The organism is Myxococcus vastator (genome assembly GCF_010894475.1).
Taxonomy (GTDB): domain Bacteria; phylum Myxococcota; class Myxococcia; order Myxococcales; family Myxococcaceae; genus Myxococcus; species Myxococcus vastator.
Genome location: NZ_JAAIYB010000010.1, coordinates 5825 through 29181, shown reverse-complemented (window position 1 = coordinate 29181; position 23357 = coordinate 5825). Strand labels below are relative to the sequence as shown.

The 23357-nt window shown below is 71.8% G+C and carries 2 protein-coding genes (1 of these 2 cut by a window edge); both read right to left on the bottom strand.

Annotation, left to right across the window (positions count from 1 at the left end; translation table 11 throughout):
- Nucleotides 1–6226: the beginning of a non-ribosomal peptide synthetase/type I polyketide synthase gene (locus G4D87_RS02020; RefSeq protein ID WP_163777895.1), read on the bottom strand. It extends 6899 nt beyond the left edge of the window; 6226 of the gene's 13125 nt are visible here — the first part of the coding sequence; it begins with the start codon at nt 6224–6226; its stop codon lies off the left edge, out of view.
- Nucleotides 6219–23357: a non-ribosomal peptide synthase/polyketide synthase gene (locus G4D87_RS02015; protein WP_205507383.1), complete on the bottom strand. Its 17139-nt coding sequence runs from the start codon at nt 23355–23357 to the stop codon at nt 6219–6221. The genes G4D87_RS02020 and G4D87_RS02015 overlap by 8 nt, the downstream gene beginning before the upstream one ends.

Sequence of the window (23357 nt, the reverse complement as noted above, 5' to 3'; positions counted from 1 at the left end):
GCACGACGTCCAGCAGGCGGAGGCTGGACATCATCGGCTCCAGCTCCACGCCGAAGTCGACGAGGCAGGCAATCTCGTCCACGTCCAGGGAGCGCACGCGCTCCACCACGCGCACGCAGTCCTCCACCGAGCCGAAGAGGCCACCTTCCTTGATGTAGTGCTCCACCCCCTGGGCGAGCATCACCTCCACGTCCTCCGGCGTGAGGCCCCGCACGTCCACCTGAAGGCCCTGGCTGGCCACCAAGTTGGCGAACACGTCCACCGAGCTGCGGAAGTACCGCAGCAGCGGCTCGCGCACGGCCTCGCGCACCTCGTCCAGGTCCTGGCCGAGGAAGGTGTGGAGCATCAAAGTGACGTGACCGTGGCCCGGTCCATGTCCCGCCTTGCGGTACGTCTCACGGTACAGCGCCACCTTCATCGCCAGCTCGTCCAGGTTGGAGCCCAGTCCGAGCACGTTGGTGAGGATGCCCGCCCCCACCTCACCGGCCTTCCGGAACGTCTCCGGGTTGCCGGTGGACGTCAGCCACACCGGCAGCTCCGCCTGCTTCGGCTTGGGCCGCAGCGCCAGCTCCACCTCATTGCCCGCGCCGTTGCGCCGCAGCACCGTGCCGCCGCGCCACAGCCGCCGCACTTCCTCCAGGCGCTCGATGAGCACCTCACGCCGCCGTTCGAAGGTCCCCGGTGAGAGCGAGAAGTCGTTCGCGTGCCACCCCGTGGCGAAGGAGATCCCCACGCGCCCACGGGACAGGTTGTCCACCACGGACCACTGCTCGGCGACTTCGATGGGGTCATGCAGCGGCAGCACCACACTGCCCGCGCGAATCTGCACGTTCCGCGTGAGCATCGCCAGCGCGCCGCCCACCACCGAAGGCTGCGGATACAAACCACCGAAGGAGTGGAAGCGCCGCTCCGGCGTCCAGACCGCGGAGAAGCCGTGAGTGTCGGCGAACTTCGCGCCTTCGAGGAGCAGCTCGTACTTCTCCTCGCCCAGGGAGTCCTCATCGTTGGCGAAGTACGAGAGACTGAAGTCGAGAGGCCGCCGCGTGTCCGGCTCGCGGCCCAGGACAGCGAAGCGCGCGGCGAGCCGCTCGGGCGGAAGGACGACGCGCATCCCGCGCGCCAGCGCCCACAGCAGGTCCAGTCCCGAAGGGTCGGCTGAAGGACCACCCGCCGCCAACCACACGTCCCCCTCACCCGCGCCCGTTCGGGCATCCAGTGAGGCCAGCACGTGCGCCACGTTGCGGTGGCTCAGCATGACCCGGCCGTGTCCTCCCAGGACCGCGGGCGCTGGAACGATGAACGCCAGCCGCTCCGCGGGCACGGGCTCCATCGCCTCCGCGCTCGAACCGACCGAGTCCACCGCGAGGGCGCGGATTCCCTTCGGCAGCGCCGGCACGTCCTCCGTCCGGGACACCAGCAACAACCGAGGTCCATGCGCGGGCAGCAGGGACGCCAGCTCCGCGACCTCACCGGCCGTCACGGGAAGGCAGGCGCCTCCCGCCTCCAGCACGCCCCAGAGCGCGATGACCGACTCCACCGACGGCGTGATGCGCACCGCCACCGGTACGTCACTGCCCACGCCCTCCTGCTTCAACCGGGCCGCGAGACCTCGAGCCCGCGCCGACAACTCCCGCCACGACAGGCGACGGTCGCCCATGCTGAGGGCCACCGCGTCCGGTGTCCGCTCCACCCACGAGGCGAACCGGGCCAGCACAGCCGCATCCGCGAGGTCCCGGTCCGCAATCCTCGACGACAGACTGGACGGCGCCATGCTGGGAGCCGCGGCTCCCTCGAGCTGAAGCCGCTGCTCCGAGGAAGCAGGCACCCGCGCAACAGCGCTGCGTTCATCCGGGGCCGCCAGCGGCATCCGTGACACGCGGAGCTCTGGGTTCGCCAAGGCCGCCCCCAGCAACGTCTGGAGGTGGGCAGACAGGCGCGCGATTCGCGGCTCGTCGTAGAGGTCGGTGGCGTACTCGATGAAGCCGTGGAAGCCGCCGCTCTCGCTCTCGTTCAGCAGCAGCGTCAGCTCACCGAGCGTGGCACCGAACTGCGCGGGCGTTCCCGGCACCTCCACCAACTGCATGCCCAGGCCCGCCACGGACGGCGGCGCGGTGGTGACGTGTGCGTGCAGCACCAACGCCGCGTCGCACAGCCGCGAGCGTGCCGGGTCTCTTCCGGCGGCCACCAACGGCAGCAGGTGCTCGAAGGGGACGTCCTGGTGGCTGGACGCGCCGACCGTCGTCTCACGGGCACGCGCCACCAGCTCGCGGAACGACGGGTCACCCGACAGGTCCGTGCGCAGGGCCATCGCGTGAGCCACGAAGCCGATGAGGGGCTCCAGCTCGCCACGGGCACGGTTGCCCACCGGCGTCCCCACCACGATGTCCTCGCGCCCCGAGTACCGGGCGAGCACCGACGCCAAGGCCGCCAGCAGCGTCATGAAGGGCGTCACCCCTTCGCGCTGACTGAAGCCCATCAGCGCCGCGCTGAGCTCACGCGAGAAGGCGACGGGGAAGCGGGCACCGCGCAGCCGCAGGTCCGCCCCACGAGGCCGGTCCGAGGCCAGCTCCAATGACGGGGGCAGGTCCGCCAGCACGTCGCGCCAGTACGCCTCCTGGGCCGCCAGCGCGCCACCCGCCAGCGAGCGGCGCTCCCAGGCCGCCGCGTCCACGTACTGCACCGCCAGCTCCGGCAGCGGAGCGGGCTGCCCCACGAGGAACGCCTGATAGTTCGCCGCGGCCTCCCGGAAGAAGGCCACCATGGACAGCGTGTCCGAGGCGATGTGATGCACCGTGAGCAGCATCAGGTGCTCGGCCTCCGCCAGCCGCAGCAGGCTGGCGCGGACGATGGGCCCCTGCTCCAGGGAGAACGGCCGCACCGCCTCATCCAGTGCCAACCGCAGCGCCTCCGCCTCCCGGTCCCCCCCGTGAGCGCGCAGGTCCACCACGGGCACCTGGATGCGGACCTCGGCGGAGAACCGCTGGCGCACGCGCCCGTCCTCCACGCGGTACGTCGCGCGGAGCATCTCGTGCCGGCGGATGACCTCGTTAACGCTCCGCTCCAAGACTGGAGCGTCCAGCGCGCCTGAGATGCGCACCGCCAGGGGCATGTTGAGGGACGGGTTGCCCGGGTCGAGCTGCTCCATCCGCCACACGCGCTCCTGCACCACGGACAGCGGCAGCTCACCTTCGCGGTCGATGCGGAACATCACCTCGGAGGCCGCCCTGCCCTCCAGCGGACCCGCCGCCTGGAGCATCGCCTCGATGCGCGCGGAGATGCCCGCCACGGTGGGGGCCTCGAACAGCGCGCTCAGCGGGAGCTGCACGGAGAACGTCTCACGCAGACGGGTGAGCATCTGCGCCGCCATCAGCGAGTTGCCACCCAGCTCCAGGAAGTCGTCATCCGGGCCGACCTCCACCGCCCCCAGCCGCTCGCGCCAGATGTCCATGACGCGCTGCTGGATCTCCCCCACCGAGGCGGGAGCCGTGGTGGCGGAGGGAAGCACGGGGCCAGCGCCGGCCAGCGCGGCCCCTCCCACCGGCGTGGAGGCCGTGGGCAACACGAGCGGCGCACCCGACGACTCCAGCCGGCAGGACTTCTCCTCGAACGGATACGTGGGCAACGACACGCGGCGGCGCGGCTCCGCGCCATGGAACTTCTCCCAGGCGACGTCCACACCGGCGGCCCAGAGGTCGCCCAGGGACTGCAGCAGCCCACGGGCATCGCTCTCCGTGGGCCGGCGGCGCAGCGAAGGCGCCACGACCAGCAGCCGCTCCTTGCGCGCCCGCGCACGAGCCAGCGACGTCAGGTCCGTGCCAGGGCCCACCTCCAGCAGGACACCGCACCCATCCCCGAGGAGCGCCTCCAGGCCCGCGGCGAAGCGCACCGGTTGCCGCATCTGCCGGGCCCAGTACGTGGGGTCGGTGGCCTCTTCCGGGCGAATCCACGTCCCCGTGAGGCTGGACACATACGGCAGCTCCGGCGTCTTGAGGCGCAGCGAGGACACCGCTCGCGCCAGGTCCACCATCAGCGGCTCCACGGCGCTGGAATGGAAGGCATGGGCCGACGGGAGCCGCACCAGGCCCACGCCACGGCTCGACAGCGAGGCCTGCAACGTGTCGATGGCCTCCACCGGACCGGAGACGACGCACCGGCCCTCGCCGTTGACGGCCGCCAGCGCGAGCCCCTCGCTGAGCAACGGAAGGAGCTCCGCCTCCTCCAGCCCCACCGCGAGCATCGCGCCCGCGGGCATCCGCGCCATGAGCGCGCCACGCACCACCGCGAGCCGCAGGCCGTCCTCCGGTGACAACACCCCCGCCACACAGGCCGCGGCGTACTCACCAAAGCTGTGGCCCAGCACCGCGTGCGGCCGGACGCCCCAGGACATCCAGAGCCTGGCCAGTGCGTGCTCGACGATGAAGAGCGCGGGCAGCGCGACGCGGGGGTCCGCCAGCTTCTGGGCCGCGACGGCCTCCTGTGCCTGCGCGGGCAGCAAGAGCGCGCGCACCTCGGCGGCGAGCGAGGGCTCCAGCCGCGCCAGCGCCGCCTCCACGTCCTTCCGGAAGCCCGGCTCCACCGCGTGCAGCTCGCGGCCCATGCCCACCGCCTGCGCCCCCTGCCCCGGGAACAGGAAGGCCACGCGACGGTTGCGCCCCGCCTCCACCGCCGCGGGCTTGCGCAGCCGCTCCGCCAGCTCGGCGCCATCCGCCGCCACCACCGCGCGGCGATGCTCGAAGGAACGGCGGCCCACGTTCCGGGTGAAGGCCACGTCTTCCAGCGCCAGTCCCGGCGCGGACTCCACGTGCGTCGCCAGCTCGCGCGCCATCACCTCCAGGGCGGAGGGCGTCCGCGCGGACAACGTCACCACGTGCAACGGACGGTGGCCGCGCGCCTTCTCCGCCTCCGGAGGCGCCTCCTCCAGCACGACGTGCGCGTTCGTCCCGCCGATGCCGAAGGAGCTCACACCCGCACGGCGCGGCCCCCGCTCCCGCGGCCACGGCTTGAGCGCGGTGTTGACGAAGAACGGGCTGCGCTCGAAGTCAATCTCCGGGTTGGCGCGCTCGAAGTGCAGGCTCGGCGGCAGCTCGCCGTGTTGGAGCGACAGCACCACCTTGATGAACCCCGCCACGCCGGCCGCCGCGTCCAGGTGCCCCAGGTTCGTCTTGAGCGAGCCGATGGCGCAGAACCCCGCGCGCTCCGTCGTCTTCCGGAACGCTCGCGTCAGCGCGGCGATTTCGATGGGGTCCCCCAGCGACGTGCCCGTGCCGTGGGCCTCCACGTAGCTGATGTCGTCACCGCCCAGGCCCGCGTAGGCCAGCGCGTCCGCGACGACCTCCGTCTGGCCCTCGATGCTCGGCGCCGTGTAGCCGACCTTCTGCTGACCGTCGTTGTTGACGGCCGAGCCCTTGATGACCGCGTGGATGTGGTCACCGTCCCGCAGCGCATCCGACAGCAGCTTGAGCACCACCACGCCCGCGCCGTTGCCCGCCACGGTGCCACCCGCGCGGTGGTCAAAGGCGCGGCAGTGGCCGTCCGGCGAGAAGATGAGCCCGTCCTGGTGCAGGTAGCCCGTGCGCTGCGGACTGGCGATGCGCACCGCGCCCGCGAGCGCGAGGTCCGACTGCCGCGTCAGCAGGCTCTGGCAGGCCATGTGGATGGCGACCAGGCCGGTGGAGCACGCGGTGTAGACGGCGACGCTCTCGCCCCGGAGCTGGAGCTTGAAGGACGCCTTCATCGCCAGGCTCTCCGGGCCCGCGGTGGCCAGCTCCAGGCCCGCGCCCGCGTCCTTCCGGGCCTCGCTCAGCAGGTTCAGCAGGTGGCCGGACGAACCGGCGCCCGCGTAGAGCGAGATGCGGCCCTTGTAGCGCGACGGGTCATACGCCGCGTCCTCGAGCGCCGCCCAGGCACACTGGAGGAACACGCGCTGCTGCGGGTCCATCCACTGCGCCTCGCGCAGCGGGATGTCGAAGAAGCCGTGGTCGAAGCCCTCCGCGCCTTCGAGGATGCCCCCCGCGCGGATGAAGCGCGGGTGCTTCCACAGGTCCTCGGGGATGAGCGGCGAGCGCTCCAGCTCGACCTCGGAGAAGAACGAGATGGACTCCACGCCGCCGCGGACGTTGTTCCAGAAGTCACCCAGGTCGCGAGCGCCCGGGAAGCGCCCCGCCATGCCGATGACCGCGATGTCGCTGCCGGAGTCCTCGCCCTGCATGTCATCAAGCTCAGCCATTGCCGTGATTCCCTCGCCGGCCCTGCCGACGGATCGCCTGACGCCGCTGCTGGGCGCGATCCTCGTGGGCCTCGTTGTCCTGGGTGTCTGCCGCCGGCTCGCCGCCCCGCTCCAGGGACATGACGAACGCGCGGACCGTGGGATGTTCAAAGAAGCGCGTCGCCGGGACGTCGCGCTTCAGCTCGTCGCGCAGCAACGCGCACGCCTTGACCACGGACATGGAGCTGCCGCCCAGGTCCGCGAAGAAGTGGTCCTCCACGCCGACCCGCTCCACGCCGAGCACCTTCGCCCAGAGCGCCGCCACCTGCCGCTCCAGCGCGGTGGTGGGCTCCACGAAGGCGCTCCCCGCCGGGCGTGACGCCTCCGGCTCCGGCAGCGCGAACCGGTCCAGCTTGCCCACGGGCGTGAGCGGCAGCGCCGCCAGCGGGACCAGCGCGGAGGGCACCATGAACTCGGGCAGCGACTCCGCCAGGAAGTCGCGAAGGCCGCGGGGCTCCAGCGTCTCTCCAGCCCGAGGTACCGCGTAGGCCACCAGTCGCTTGCCTCCCGCGGGGTCGGGCCGCGCCACCACCACCGCCTCGGCCACCGACGGGTGCAGGCGCAGCGCCTCCTCGACCTCCCCCGGCTCCACCCGGTAGCCACGCACCTTCACCTGTCCGTCCAGCCGCTCCAGGAACTCCAGCGCGCCGTCCTCGCGGTAGCGCACGCTGTCGCCCGTCCGGTACAGCCGACCGCCCGCCGCCGCGTCGAAGGGGTCTGGAACGAAGCGCTCCGCCGTCAGCTCCGGCCGTCCCTGGTAGCCCCAGGCCAGGCCATCACCGCCGATGAGCAGCTCGCCCGGCACGCCCACGGGAACGGGGCGCAGCTCCGCGTCCACCACGTACACCCGCGTGTTGCCGATGGGACGGCCAATGGGAATGGCCCCCGGCGCGACGGCCCCCTCCATCACATGGCAGCAGGTGAAGGTGGTGCCCTCGGTGGGCCCATACCCGTTGACCAGGAGGCCTCCGCGTCCGAGCCGCTCCCGCACCGCGGCCGGAGGGAGCACGTCACCCCCCGCCAGGAGCTGCCGCACGCCATCCAGCGCGTCCGGCCTCGCGGCGGAGAGCGCCTCGAAGAGCGCGGCCGTCAGCCACAACGTGGTGACACCGTGCTGAGCCAGGACGTCCTTGAGCGTGTCCACCGTGGGAGGCCGCGGTGGGAAGAGGACCAGCTTCGCGCCGTGCAGCAGCGCGCCCCACAGCTCGAAGGTGGCGGCGTCGAAGCAGATGGGCGCCAGTTGGAGGAAGACCTCGTCCGCGCCCCAACGCGCGAAGCGGGAGCCCAGCACCAGCCGGGCCACCGCGCGCTGCGGGACGCAGACGCCCTTGGGCCGCCCCGTGGAGCCCGACGTGTACATGACATACGCCAGCGACTCCGCCGGCACCGTCACGCGAGGCGAGGACTCGGGCTCACGCGCCACCGCGTTCCAGGCGGAATCCAGGAGCACCACGTCCGCGCTACCTGATGGCAGCAAGGCCAGGACGGATTGCTGCGCCAGCACCACGGCAAGGCGAGTGTCCTCCACCATGAAGGCCAGGCGCTCGCGGGGGTACGTGGGGTCCAACGGCACGTAGGCACCACCGGCCTTGAGGATTCCGAGCATCCCCACCACCAGGTCGAGCGAACGTGGGACGCACAGGCCCACCGGAGTCCCCGGCCCCACGCCACGCTTGCGCAGGTACGACGCGAGCTGGTTCGCCCGCCGGTCCAGCTCCCCGTAGGTGAGCCGCGCCTCCTCGCACACCACCGCGACCGCGTCCGGCGAGCGCGCCGCCTGGGCCTCGAAGAGCTCGGCGAGGCACGCCTCTCGGGGGTACTCCACCGCGGTGTCATTCCACGCCACGAGCAGGCGCTGACGCTCCGCCGGGTCCATCATCGGCAGCTCGCCCAGGCGCTGGCCGGCGTCCGCCACCGCGCTCTCCAGCAGCACCCGGAGCCCCTTCATCAGCCGCGCGGCCGTCTCCCGCGTGAAGAGGTCCGCGTCGTACTCCAGGGTTCCGGTGAACCCCTCCGGTGCGTCCGTCAGCGACAACGTGAGGTCGAACTTCGCCGTCCCCGAGCCCAGCTCCACGGGGCGCAGGGCCAGCCCTTCCGGCGCGACGTCCTGGTGCGTGGCTTCGTGGAGCGCGAGCACCACCTGCACCAGCGGCGCGTGGCTCAGGCTCCGAGGCGGCTGCAGCGCCTCCACCAGCTTCTCGAACGGAACGTCCTGGTGGGCATATGCGTCCAGCGTCGTCTCCCGCACCTGACGCAGGAGCTCACGGAAGGAGCGCGAGCGCGGCAGGCGCGCCCGGAGCACCAGCGTGTTGACGAAGAAGCCAATCAGGTTCTCCAGCCCGGGCTGCTGCCGGCCCGCGATGGGCGAGCCCACACACACGTCCTCCTGACCCGACACCCGCGACAGCAGGAGCTGTAACGCCGCCAACAGGCCCATGAAGGGCGTGGCGCCTTCGCGGATGCAGAGCGCGCGGAACGCCTCCGACAGCTCGGCGGGGAGACGCACCGCCAGCGTGTCGCCCCGGAAGCGCTGCAGGCTCGGCCGGGGGAAGTCCTTGGGAAGCTCCAGGACGGGCGGCGCTCCGGCGAGCTGCCTTCTCCAGTATCCGACCTGCGCGGAGAGCGCCTCCCCCTGGAGCCACTGGCGCTGCCACACCGCATGGTCCGCTGGCTGAATCGCGGGCGCGGGCAGCGAAGAAGGCCGGCCCCGCAGCTCCGCGCCGTAGAGCGCCGACAGCTCCCGCACGGCCACGCCCAGTGACCACCCGTCCGAGACGATGTGGTGCAACGTGAGGACCAGCAGGTGCGCATCATCGGCCGTGCGAATCAGCAAGGCCCGGCACAGCGGTCCATTCACCAGGTCGAACGGGCGGCGAGCCTCTTCCGACGCGGCGAGCACAGCCTGCGCTTCCCGCTCCGCCTCAGGAAGCCCCCCAAGGTCGACCACGGGGAGCGCCACGTTGGCGCTCGGATGGATGACCTGGACGGGCGCTCCCGCGTTGCTGGAGAAGGTGGTCCGCAGGGCCTCGTGACGCAGGAACAGCCCCGCCAGTGCCCGCTCCAGGGCAGGCACGTCCAGCGGCCCGGAGAGCCATGCCGCCCAGGGGACGTTGTAGAGGGCCGTGCCCGGCTGGAGCTGCTCCAGCAGCCACAGCCGCTCCTGCATCGCCGACAGCGGCAAGGGGTTGTCCCGGGACACGGGGACGATGGGTGGAGGGCGCGCCGAGCCGGATGACTGACGGGCCTCGCGGATGCGCTCAGCCAGCCTCGCCACGGTCGGGTCGTCGAAGAGGTCCCGCAGCGACAAGGCGACGCCAAAGGTGGCGTGGATCCGCGTGACGGCCCGCGTGGCCAGCAGGGAGTGACCCCCCAAATCGAAGAAGCTGTCGGAGGCTCCCACACGGGCGACGCCGAGCAGCTCGCCAAAGAGCCGCGCGAGCAACTCCTCCTCGGGGCCTCTCGGCGCGATGACCTCCGATTCGACGGTGGGCTCGGGCAGCGCGCGCCGGTCCACCTTGCCGTTGGGCGTCAGCGGCAGGCGCTCCAGGACCATGAAGACGGCAGGCACCATGTACGCCGGCAAGAGCTCGGCGAGGAAGGTCCGCAGGAGCGAAGGCGTGGGCGTCGCGGCGGCCGGCACGACGTAGGCCACCAGGCGCCGCGAGCCCCCTGCATCATCCTCTCGCGCCAGCACGACGGCTTGCCGGACATCCGGGTGACGCAGCAGCGCGGCCTCGACCTCGCCCGGCTCCACACGGAAGCCACGCACCTTCACCTGCGTGTCCACGCGGCCCTCGAACGTCACCGCGCCATCCGCCAACAAGCGGACCCGGTCCCCCGTCCGATAGAGCCGCGCCCCGGGACGCTCGCTGAACGGGTTCGGAACGAAGCGCTCCGCCGTCAGCGCGGGCCGTCCCAGATAGCCCCAGGCGAGCCCGTCGCCACCGAGCCACAGCTCCCCCACGCCTCCTGGCGGCACCGGCGCCATGGCCTCGTCGAGCACGTACTGAACCGTGTTCGCCAGCGGCTTCCCGATAGGAATCGAGACGGCGCCCTCGGGCACGTCCGTGACGAGGTGCCACGTGGAGAACGTGGTGTTCTCCGTGGGGCCATAGACGTGCAGCAGCCGCTCGGGCGCACCCTCACGAAGGACCCGGCGGACGGGCCTCGGGTCCACGGCCTCGCCTCCGAAGTGCAACTGTCGCAACCCTCGGAAGGCGTCCGGCACTTCCGCGGCCACCTGGTTGAACCAGGCCGTGGTGAGGAAGAGGACCCGAATGCCCTCCTCCCGCAGCCAGGCCGCGAAGGCACGCGGAGAGAGCGCTGTCTCCCGGTCCACGCCGACCACTCGGGCACCGTTGAGGAGCGCACCCCAGATTTCGAACGTCGCCGCGTCGAACGAGGCGTTGGACGCCTGCGCCACGCGATCCTCGGGCACCACGCGGATGAAGTCCGTCTCCACCACCAGCCGGACCACGGCCTGATGCGAGACGCAGACGCCCTTGGGAGTTCCCGTGGAGCCGGAGGTGTAGATGACGTAGGCGGCATCCGCCGCGCCGGCTCCAGACACCGTCGCTTCAGCGACGTCCCCTTGCGCCGAGACCTCCTCCACCGTGAGGACACGCACGCCCTCTGAAGGCACCGCGCCCCGCAGCCGCTCCTGCGTCAGCAGCACCGGCGCCCCCGCATCCGCGAGCATCCATGCGAGCCGCTCACGCGGATAGGCCGGGTCCAGGGGCACATAGGCCGCCCCTGACTTGAGGATGCCCAGCATCCCGACAACGAGCTCGGCGGAGCGCTCCATGCAGAGGCCCACGTGCGTCCCTCGCCGGACTCCCAGGGCCCCCAGCCGGTGCGCCACCTGGTTCGCCCGCGCGTTCAGCTCGGCGTACGTCAGCGTCGTGCCGCCATACCGCACCGCCACGGCGGCGGGCGTCCGCGCGGCCTGGGACTCGAACAGGGAATGCACCGTGGCTTCGCGGGGGTATGCGGTCGCGGTGGCGTTCCACTCCACCAGCACGCGGCGCCGCTCGGCCTCCGACAGCAGGGACACGTCGCCGAGCCGCTGCTCAGGACGACTCCACATTGCCTGAAGCAGGCCGCGCCAGTGCGTCAGCAACTGCTCGGCGACGGCCTTCGCGATGCGCTCCTGCCGGTACAGCAGCTTCAGCCGCAAGGAGCGCCCCGGCACCACCACCGCCGTCAGTGGATAGTGCGTGCGCTCGAAGGCCGTGAAGTCCCGCAGCTCCAACCCGGCCGCACCGCGCGCGAGCGCCGCGTCCACCGGATAGTTCTCGAACACGAGCAGGCTCTCGAAGAGCGGCGTGCCTCGGGGAATGTCGCTCCACCCGTGAAGCCGGGTGAGGGGAACGTGCTCCCGTTGCCCCAGCTCCACCAGCAACGACTGAAGCTCGCGCAGCCACGGCAGCAACCCGACGCCGTGCTGGAGACGGGCGCGAACAGGGAGCGAGTGGATGAACAGCCCGACGGCTTCCTCGACGCCCGGAAGCTCCGGCGGACGGCCCGCGAGCGTCGTCCCGAACATGACGTCCTGCCCACCCCCGTAGCGGGACAACAGCAACGCCCACGCCCCGTGGACCAGGGTGCTCGGGGTCAGCCCGTGGCGGCGGGCGAACTCCTGGAGCGCGGCGGTGTCGGCCTCGCCCAGTTCCAGCGCGTGCTCACCCGTGTCGCTTGCCGCGGTGGAGCCTCCCTCCGCGGGCAACGGCGTCGGCGCTTCGATGCCCGTGAGTTGCTCCCGCCAGAAGGCTTCGTCCTGCTCGGGCCGACGGCGGCCCAACCATTCGACGTAGGTGCGGAAGTCCATCGCGGCGGGCGGCTGCCAGACGGCCCCCGCTGAAATCGCCGCGTAGGCATCGAGCACCTCGCCAAGGACACGCGCCAGGCTCCACCCATCGAGCAACAGGTGATGGAAGCTCCAGACGAACCGCCAGGTCTGGTCCTCCAGCCGAATCAGCGCCAGCCGCATCAGCGGCGCCTTCGACAGGACAAAGCCCTGCGCCCGGTCCTCACGCAGGAACGCGGCCAGGGACTGGGACTGCTCCTCCGCGGTACGTCCGCGCCAGTCGAGCTCGCTCCACACGGGGGTCGCCCGTGCATGGACCACCTGGACAGGTTCCTCCAGCCCTTCCCAGAGGAACGACGTGCGCAGTGAGGCGTGCCGTTCGGCCACCGCCTCCCATGCTCGCCGCAGCGCCCCGGAACTCAGCGGACCGGCGAGCGTCCAGCTTCGCTGCTCGAAGTACGCGCCGGTGCCGGGCTCCAGCAGCACCTGGAACAACAACCCATGCTGGAGGGGTGAGAGCGGATGACGCGCCTCCGTTGCGCCCGCGAGCTCCACCAACGTCTCGACGCAGCCGCGCGCCAGGGCTTCGATGCGCTCGCGCGTATGGAGCGCCTCGCTGTAGTGCCAGGCGAACTCCAGGCGTCCGCCCACGACGCGAGCCACCACCTCCAACACATGACTCCGGAGCCCCTGCGTCCCCTGCGAGGCGCCCGTGGGTTCCGGCGCCAGCGTGAACAGCGCCGAGTCCCGCGCCCCCGAGTCGAGCTGCCCCAGGTAGTTGAAGAGGACCTCGGACGACGCACTTGCCTCGTGACGGAGGTCGCGCAGCAGGCCATATCCAAGGCCCCTGCCCTTCCGGTGTTCACGTGCCGCGCGAACCGATGCGAGCACGGAGGCGGACGCAATACCCTCAGGCAGCTCCAGACGCACGGGGAACAAGGTGGTGAACCACCCCACCGTGCGTGAGAGGTCCACGTCGTCGAACAGCTCGTCGCGCCCATGGGCCTCCAGGTCGATGCGCAGCCGGCGCTCGCCACTCCATCGGGCCAGTGCGCTCGCGACACCGGTGAGGAGCACGTCCTCGAGGCCCGGCTGGGGTCCAGCCGCCGATGAGCGAAGCAGCGAGTGCGTCACGTCGGCATCCAGCGCCACCGTGACGACGCGCTCCGAGCCCTGCGAGTTCACCCCACCCGGAACATCCCGAGGAAGCGCAGCCACCTCCGCGCGCAGCACGTCCCGCCAGTAAACCCCCTCCTCCGCGAGCACGTCCGAGGCCGCATGCACCTCCAGCCGTTGTGCCCAGGCCTGGAACGACGTCGTCTTCGCGGGAAGCGCCACGGGCTCGCCGCGGGCAAGCTGCCGAAGCGCGGTCTCCAGGTCCTCCAACAGCACGCGCCAGGAGACGCCGTCCACCGCGAGGTGGTGGATGACCAGCAGCAACCTCCCCGTCCGGTCCGGCCCCCCGTCGAACCACACCGCGCGCAGCAGACACCCCGCGCGCAGGTCCACCCCCGCCTGTTCCTCCGTGGCGGTGCGCTCCATCGCCCCTGCCTGCGCGGAGACCTCCACTCCGGACAGGTCCACGAGCCGCAGTGGCACGTCGCGCCCTGGCTCCGCGCACGACTGCGCCCACCCCGTCTCACTCCGCGACAGCCGCAGCCGGAGCGCATCGTGATGGTCCACGAGGGCCCGAAGTGCACGCGCCAGCACCTCCGGCTCCAGGCGCTCACGGGGCTCCAGCATCAACGCCTGGTTGAAGTAATTCGCCTCGGGGAGCTCGCGCTCGACGAACCACCGCTGGATGGGCGTCAGCGGCACGGGCCCCACGACGGGGCCCTGTTCCCCCAGGCGACGAGCGCTCGTCGCCACCTGGGCCAGCCCCGCCACCGTCGGATGCTGGAAGAGCTGCCGCGCCGTGAGGTGGATGCCCACCTGCCGCGCCCGCGCAATCACCTGAAGCGCGAGGATGGAGTCGCCGCCCAGCTCGAAGAAGCGGTCCTCGGCGCCCACCCGCTCGACACCCAGAACGCCTGCCCAGAGTCGCGCGAGCTGAACCTCCAGCGCACCGCGGGGCTCGACGTAGGCCGCACCGCTCCCCTGCATGGCCCGCATTGGTGCGGGGAGGCCACGACGGTCGAGCTTCCCACTGGGCGACAGCGGGAGCGCGTCCAACGTGACGAAGGCCGATGGCACCATGTGCTCGGGCAGTCGCTCACCGAGGAAGGCCCGCAGCTCCGAGGCCACGTCATCAGAAGACGCGACGACGTACCCCACGAGCCGCCGGTCTCCCGGGACGTCCTCTCGAATCGCCACCGCCGCCGCGCGCACGCCGGGGTGCAGGGACAGCACGGCTTCAATCTCTCCCAGCTCGATGCGGAAGCCCCGCACCTTCACCTGGTCATCCAGGCGGCCCAGGTATTCGATGGCGCCATTCGCCAGGAAGCGGGCCTGGTCGCCCGTCCGGTACATCCGCGCCCCCGGCTGCGCCGCGAAGGCGTCCGGGAGGAAGCGCTCAGCGGTCAGCTCCGGCCGCTGCCAGTAGCCACGCGCCAGCGGTGCCCCCCCGATGTACAGCTCACCCGGAACACCCGCCGGCACGGGACGCAGCCCCGCATCCAGCACGTACATCCGCGCGTTGGCGATGGGACGCCCGATGGGTACGACGGGCCCCCGGTCCTCGCGCGAGCAGGCCCACGCCGTCACGTCCACCGCGGCCTCCGTCGGGCCGTAGAGGTTGTGAAGCTCGGCGGACAGGCACGCGAAGAAGCGGTCTCGCAGCTCGGGAGGCAGGGCCTCGCCACTGCAGAACACCCGTCGCAGGCTGGCGCAGGACACCGCCAGCTCCGGCTCCTCCAGGAACGGCCGGAGCATGGACGGCACGAAGTGCAACGTGGTGATGCGCTCGCGAGCGATGGTGTCCGTCAGGTACGTGGGCTCCCGATGTCCACCGGGCCGCGCCATCACCAGCCGCGCGCCGGCCAGCAGCGGCCAGAAGAATTCCCACACCGAGACGTCGAAGCTGAACGGCGTCTTCTGGAGAACGCGGTCACTCGCATCGAGCCCGTAGGCCTCCTGCATCCACAGGATCCGGTTGCAGATGGCGGCATGCGTGTTCATCGCCCCCTTGGGCCGTCCCGTGGAGCCCGAGGTGTAGATGACGTACGCCAGCCCGCTCCCCTCCACGGCCACGGCGAGACGCTCCTCGCGCTCGTGCGCCACCGCGTCCCACTCCGAGTCCAGGCACACCACGGTGGCATCGCCCCGAGGCAGACGCTCCGACAACCGTGCCTGCGTGAGCAGCACCGGCGCCGCGGCGTCCGCGAGCATGTACTCCAGCCGCTCGCGGGGATACTCCGGGTCGAGCGGCACGTAGGCGCCCCCCGCCTTGAGCACGCCGAGGAGCCCCACCACCAGCTCCAGCGAACGCTCCACGCACAGCGCCACCCGCGTGTCCGGCCCCACGCCTCGGGCCCGCAGGTAACGCGCGAGCTGATTCGCGCGCCGATCCAACTCCCGGTACGTCAGGGTGTCGCCCTCGAAGCTCAGCGCCACCGCATCCGGTGTGCGGTCCACCTGCGCTTCAATGAGCCGATGCAGGACGCTCACGCCCGGCCGCGGGCGGTCCGTGTCATTCCACGCCACCAGGACCCGGTGCCGCTCCGCCGAGGTCATCAGGGAGAGCGCATGCACCCGCTGCTCCGGCTCACGGACGCCCGCCTCCAGCAGGACGCGCAGGTGCTCCAGCAGGCGAGCCGCGGTGTCCGGCTCGAACAGGTCGGCGCTCAGCTCCAGGTTCGCGGAGAAGCCCTCCACCGTGTCCGTGATGATGAGCCGCAGGTCGAACTTCGCCGTGAGGCTCGGCTGGGGTTGGACGTTCAGTCGGAGCCCGGGAATCACCAGCTCCGGCAGCGGGTCCTCCTGCATCACGAGCATGGCCTGGAACAGCGGGCTGCGGCCCAGGTCGCGCTCGGGCTGGAGCGCCTTCACCAGCTCCTCGAAGGGCGCATCCTGGTGCGCGAAGGCCCCCAGCACGGTCTCCCGCGCGCGGCCAATCAACTCCCGGAAGGACGGCGCGCCCGCCAGCGACACGCGGAGGACCAGCGTGTTGACGAAGCAGCCGATGAGCCCTTCCAGCTCGGTCCGGTCACGCCCCTCCACCGGCGTTCCCACGCACAGGTCGTCCTGTCCGCCATGACGGGACAGCAGCGCGGAGAAGCCCGCCAGCAACACCATGAAGGGCGTGGCGCCCTCCCGCTGGGCCAGCGCCTTCAGCGCGCGCGACAGCTCCGAGCCCAGGAGCACGCTTCGACTCACGCCACGGCTGCTCCGCACGGCGGGGCGAGGCCAATCCGTGGGCAGGTCCAGCGCCCGAGGTGCCCCTTGCAGCCGGGTCCGCCAGTACGCGAGCTGCGCCTCCAGCGCCTCGCCGCGCAGCCAGTCGCGTTGCCACGCCGCGTAGTCCACGTACTGGAGCGGCAGCTCCGACAGCGGCGACGCCTTCCCCTGAGAGTAGGCCCGATAGAGCGCCGCCACCTCGAGCACGAGCACGCCCATGGACGCACCATCCGTCACCAGGTGGTGCAGCACCAACAAGAGCACGTGCTCACGCGCGCCCACCTGAAGCAGCGTGGCGCGAAGCGGCGGCCCCGAGCCAAGGTCGAACGCCCGCAGCGACTCCTCCGCCAACCGCTGCGACAGCGCCTCCGCCTGCGCAGCCCCCGACAGCGCGGTCAGGTCCACCCGCGCCAGCGCGAGCCGGGCCTCGGGATGGATGCGCCAGGAAGGCGTCCCGTCTTCATCGTGGAAGGTGGCGCGGAGGACTTCGTGCCGCCGGACCACTTCTCTCAGCGAGCGCTCCAGCAACGCCACCTCGAGCGCCCCCTCCACACGGACGGCCACCGCGTCGTTGTACGCGGCGCCGCCGGGTTCGAGCTGCTCCAGGAACCAGAGCCGCTGCTGCGCGAAGGACAGCGGCAACGCCCCTTCATGAGCCCGCGCCACCAACGGAGGCACACCGGACGCCCCCAGGAGACGCGCATCGATGCGCGCACCCAGGGCCGCGGGCGAGGACGACTCGAACAGCTCACGCAGGGGCAGGTCCACCCCGAACGCCTCTCGAATCCGAGAGGCCGCGCGCGTGGCCAGCAACGAGTGCCCGCCCAGCGCGAAGAAGTCGTCCTCGGCACCCACCCGCTCCACGCCCAGCAGCGAGGCCCACAGCTCGGCCAGGCGGCGCTCGGTCTCCGTCCGAGGCGCCACATACTCCCGAGCGACGTCGCGGACGCCCTCCGGCGCGGGCAGCGCCTTCCGGTCCAGCTTTCCGTTGGGCGTCAGCGGGAGCGCATCGAGTGACACGAACGCCGAAGGCACCATGTGCTCCGGCAGGGAGCGCCGGGAGAAGGCCAGCAGCGCCTCCACCGAAAGCGCCGTCCCCGGCCGGGAGACGACGTACGCGACCAGGCGCGCGCCTCCAGCAGCCTCCTCCCGCGCCACGACCACGGCCTGCGCCACGTCGGAGTGCCGCGCCAGCACGGCCTCGATTTCGCCAGGCTCCACCCGGAAGCCACGGACCTTGAGCTGGTGGTCCACCCGGCCCAGGAACTCCACCGTTCCATCCGCGCGCCACCGTGCCCGGTCGCCCGTCCGGTACATCCGAGCCCCGGCGTCGGCGGACACCGGATCCGGGAGGAAACGCTCGGCGGTCAGCTCCGGCCGCGCGTGGTAGCCCCGCGCGACACCCGTGCCACCGATGTAGAGCTCACCGGGCACGCCCACGGGCAAGGGACGCAGCGCCGCGTCCAGCACGTACAGCGACGTGTTCGCGATGGGCGCGCCAATGGGCACCGGCCCTGGCGAACCATCCACGGCGTGCGACGAGGACCAGATGGTGGTCTCCGTGGGGCCGTACATGTTGAGCAGCGCTCCGCCCACGGTGTCCCGCAGCCGCGCCGCCAGCTCCGCGGACAGCGCCTCACCACCGACGAGCAACCGCTCCAGTCCCGCGAGCGCCCCGGCCGCGCCGGGCTCCAGGAGCAGCGCCTGGGCCAGGGAGGGCGTGCATTGCAGGTGCGTGACACCGTGCCGGCGGAGCTGCGCGGGGACGGTGCTGTCCTCCTGCGCCTGAAGCCGGAAGTCCCGCTCGCAGCGCTGCCGCACGGCATCCAGCGCCGGAAGGCTGGCCAGCACGGCATCCGTGTCCACGCCGAAGTCGATGAGGCACGCGACCTCATCCACGCCCAGCGTCTCGATGCGAGCCACCTGCTCCCGGCAGGTGCGCGGCGTCCCGAAGAGTCCCGCCCCTTCGAAGAAGCGCCCGAAGGCCCGTCCCACGAGCGCATCCAGGTCCTCCGGACGAACCGATGCGGGGTCCAGGTCCACGCCCAACGTCCGGCCCAGGCCGCGCATCAGGTCCGCGGAGTTGCTCAGGTAGCGCCGCAGTGGCGCCTCGACCAGTTCGCGCACGCGCTCCACGTCGTGCCCCACGAACGTGTGGAGCATCAGCGTCACGTGGCCCTCGCCCTCGTGCCCCGCCTCCCGCCAGGCCTCGCGGTAGAGCGCGATGCGTGCTTCCAGCTCCTCCCACCGCTGACCCAACAGGTGCGTCAGGACGCCCGCGCCCAGCCGGCCCGCGTCGCGGAAGGTGTCCGGATTGCCAGCGGCGGTCAGCCACACGGGCAGCTCTCGCTGCACGGGGCTCGGACGGATGCGGACATCGACGGGCGTCCCCGCGCCATTGGGGAACGACAGCGCCTCACCGCGCCAGAGCCGCCGCAACGTGTCCAGGTCCCGCCGCGCCAGCTCCCGGCGCTCCGCGTACCGCTCCGGCGCGAGGACGAAGTCATCCGCGTGCCAGCCCGCCGCCACGGAGATGCCGACCCGGCCCTTCGACAGGTTGTCGACGAGCGACCACTCCTCCGCCACGCGCACGGGGTGATGCAGCGGCAGCACGACGCTGCCGGCGCGGATGGCCACGCGCTCGGTGATGGCGGCGATGGCCGCGCTCGTCACGGACGGATTGGGATAGAGCCCACCGAAGGCATGAAGGTGGCGCTCCGGTGTCCACACCGCCTGGAAGCCATGGCGGTCCGCGAACCGCGCCCCATCGAGCAACAGCCGGTAGCGCTCCGCGCCGGGAGCCCCCTCATCCGCGGCGAAGTAGAAGAGACTGAAGCCCAGGGGCTTCTGGCGCGCCCGGGTCACCCGGCGAGGCGCGGCCCCCAAGGCCCCCTGCTCGCCCTGCACGGCGACCTTGAAGCCCCGCGCCAGCGTCCAGAGCAGCTCCAACACGGAGATGTCGAAGGAGACGCTCGTCACCGCGAGCCACGTCCCCGGCCCGGTCCCCACGCGCGCGTCCATGCCCGTGAAGAAGCTGACGACGTTGCGGTGCGGAATCAGCACGCCCTTGGGCGTGCCGGTGGAGCCCGAGGTGTAGAGCACGTAGGCCAGGTGGTCAGGCCCCACGGCTCCCGGTGGCGCGGCGTCCGCCTCGCCGGGCACCTCCAGCGGAACCACGGACCTGTCGCCGAACGGAAGCGCGCCCGCCAGGTGCCGATGCGCGAGCACCACCGAGGCGCCGGAGTCCTCCAGCATCAGCGCGAGCCGAGCCTCGGGATACGACGGGTCCAGCGGCAGATACGCACCGCCCGCCTTGAAGATGCCCAGCAGGCCCACGACCAGGTCCGCGGACCGGTCGGCGCAGAGCCCCACGATGCACTCGGGGCCAACGCCCTGCTCCCGCAGCCGCCACGCCACGGCGTTGGCTCGCCGGTCCAGCTCACGGTACGTGAGCGTCTCGTCCCCGCACACCACGGCCACGGCGTCCGGCGTGCGCCGCGCCTGCGACTCGATGAGCGCATGGATGCACGTCTCCGGGAACTCCGCCCGCGTGTCATTCCAGTCGACCAGGACCTGCCGCTGCTCCGCTGGTGGCAGGACCGGAAGCACGGCGAGGCGTTGGTCGGGGTCCGCGACAATGGACTCCAGCAGCACGCCCATTCGCGCCACCAGTCGCGTGGCGGTGTCCGCGTCGAACAGGTCCGTGGCGTACTCGAGCCACCCGCCCAGTCCCTCCGGCCCGCGAGCCAGCGACAGCGTCAAATCGTAAGGCGTGGCCCCCGGGTCCACCTCCACGCGGCGCGACTCCAGGCCGGGCAGCGCCAGCCCCGCGCCGGGCTCCGGCTGGAGCACGAACAGCACCTGGAACAGTGGCGCGCGCGATGGGTCCCTCGTCGGCTGCACGGCGTCGACCAGCCGCTCGAAAGGAACGCCCCGGTGGGCAAATGCCTCCAGCACGCCTTCGCGCGTCTGACCCAGCAGCTCGCGGAAACGTGATGAGCCGGACACGGACGCGCGCAGGACGACCAGGTCGAGGAAGCACCCCATCAACCCTTCGAGTCCCGTCCGCTCACGCCCGTTGACGGCCGTCCCGACGCAGAAGTCCGTCTGCCCCGAATGACGCGCGAGCAGCACGTTGAAGGCCGCCAGCAACGTCATGAACAACGTGGCGCGCTCGCTTTGGCCCAGCGCCTCCAGCCGAGCCGTCAGCGCCTCCGGAAACCGCACCGCCACGCGGCCACCGCGATAGGACGGCATGGGGGGCCGAGACCGGTCCGCGGGCAGCTCCAGCGCGGCAGGCACACCCGCCAGCCGCGCCTTCCACCAGTCGAGCGACGTGGCCAGGGCACCGTCCGCCTCCACCTCGCGGCGCCAGCGCGCGAAGTCGGGATACTGGAAGGCCAGCGGCTGCAGCGAAGAAGCCCCCGCGTACAGCGCGCTCAGCTCACGGGCCAGGATGGCGAACGAGGCACCATCCGAGACGATGTGGTGCATCACCACGACGAGCAGGTGCGCTTGCGCGTCCAATTGAAACAGCGTGGCCCGGAGCAGCGGACCTCGCGCGAGGTCGAACGGCGCCCGCGCGTCCTCATGGGCCAGGCGAAGCGCGGCCTCCTCACGGGCATCCACCGGGATGTCACGGAGGTCCACCCGGCGAAGCGATGACACCGGCGCCGGTGAGGTTACTTGAAACGGTGTGCCATCTTCGTCTCGGAACGTCGCCCGGAGCGCCGCGTGCCGCTCAACGATTGCACCGAGGGCGCGCTCCAGCGCCCCATCATCCAGCGCCCCGGTGAGCCGTACCGCCGCCGGAAGGTGATACGCGGCGCTTCCCCGCGCCAGCTGCTCGAAGAGCCACAGGCGCTGCTGCGCGGAGGCGAGCGGCGCGGGTGTCCCCTCCTCGCCCCGCGTCAGCTCGGCACCAGCGGACTTCCCACGCGCCGCGAAGACGGTCCGCGCGAGCTCCCCCACCGTTGGCCCCTGAAGCAGGACCTCCATGCGGAGGACCACGCCCAGGGCCTCGACGTCGTTCGCCAGCTCCACGGCGCCTAGCGAGTCCAGGCCGAAGGACGTGATGGGCGCCTCCGTCGCCAGCTCCTCCGGACGGACGCGAAGCCGCGCGGCGATCCGCGCCAGCAACCACGTCTCCAGGGCCTCCACGGTGAGCGGCTCGGACGCGGTGAACGCAGGCGCGGGAGCGTCAGCCTGGGGCGCCGCTGCTTCCGACTCGCTCCACGTCAGCAGCGCCCGAGCCGTCCCCACGAGCAGCTCGGCCCGGCAGGCCCGCCGTTGAATCTTTCCGCTGGACGTCTTCGGCAGCGCGCCGGGCTCGATGAGGACGAGCGTGTGGAGCTGGACCTCGTGCGTCTCCGCCAGGCCACGGCGGACGGCGCCCACCACGTCCTCGGCGGTCCACGGCTTGCGCGAGTCCACCTCGTACATCACCGCGAGCCGCTCCTCGCCGCCCACGTCGATGGAGAACGCCGCGCCACACCCGGGCCGCAGCGCCGGATGGCTGCGCTCCAGCGTCAGCTCCAGGTCCTGCGGGTGCAGGTTGCGCCCGCGGAGGATGATGAGGTCCTTGCGGCGGCCCACGACGAACAGCTCGCCGTCCTTCAGCAGGCCCAGGTCTCCCGTCCGCAGGAACCGGGGGCCGCTGTCCGACTCCGCCAGTCGCGCGCCGAACGCCGCTTCGCTCTCCTCGGGCCGCTCCCAGTAGCCCTGGGCCACGCTGGGACCGGAGACCCAGATTTCCCCCACCCGCTCAGGCGGGCACGCGCGGCGCGTCTCCGGGTCCACCACGAGCAGCGTCTGCTCAGGCAGCGTCTGGCCACACCCCACCAGCGGGCGAGCCCCCGGGCCGTCCTCGACCGCCAGCGCCTCGTTCCGCTCCAACGCCTGGGCATCCCACGTTCGCGTGAGGACCCCTTCGCCCTTGCGCCCACCCGAGGCGATCAGCGTGCCCTCCGCGAGCCCGTAGCAGGGATAGAGCGCCTCACGCTGGAAGCCCACGGGCGCGAAGGCCTCCGAGAAGCGCGTCATGACTTCCGGGCGGATGGGCTCGGCGCCACAGAAGGCCAGCTCCCAGCGACGCAAGTCCAAGCCTTCACGCTCCGCGGGAGGCACCTTCCTCACGCACAGGTCGAAGGCGAAGCACGGGCCGCCGCTGATGGTGCCACCGAAGCGGGACAGGGACTCCAACCAGAACCGCGGGCGGCGAAGGAACGCGAGCGGCGACAGCAGCGCCACCGGGAAGCCCGCGTAGAGCGGCTGGAGGATGCCGCCAATCAGGCCCATGTCGTGGTACGGCGGCAGCCAGATGACCCCCACGCTGTCCGAGCGGACCTGGAACGCGTGGGAGATCAACGCCAGGTTGTGCAGCAGGTTCCCGTGGCTGAGCTGCACGCCCTTCGGATCCCCCGTGGAGCCGGACGTGTATTGAAGGAAGGCCAGCGTGTCCCAGGACGGCTCGGGGCGGCGCCACTCCGCCTCGGTCCCTTCGGGCAGCGCGTCCGTGGCCACCCAGCGGAGCGCGGCGAGCTCGGGGGCGCCTTCGAAGAGGCCCTCTCCCATCTCCTGGATGAAGGAGGTGGTGAGCACGACGCTCGCGCGCGCATCGCGGATGATGGCGCGCAGCCGCGGCAACGTCCGCTCCAGCCGCATCGGGTCCGGCGGATAGGCTGGGACGGCGACCAACCCGGCATACAAGCAGCCGAAGAAGCCCGCGACGTACTCCAGGCCCGGTGGGTAGAGGAGCACCGCCCGCTCACCTGCACGCACCAGGGCTTGGAGCGCCGCGCCAATGCGCCGGGCTCGCAGGTCCAACCCCGCGTAGCTCAGGACCGCGTCGTCCCCGCCATCCTCCAGGAACGTGTACAGCGGCCGTTCACCCAGGGACTGGGTCTGCGTTTCGAGGAGCTCCAGCAGTGTCGCGGCCGAGTGGGAGCGCAT

Bases quoted from the DNA above. Each gene is read 5' to 3' on its own strand.
- G4D87_RS02015 (WP_205507383.1), bottom strand. From the start codon at position 23,357: ATGCGCTCCCACTCGGCCGCGACACTGCTGGAGCTCCTCGAAACGCAG.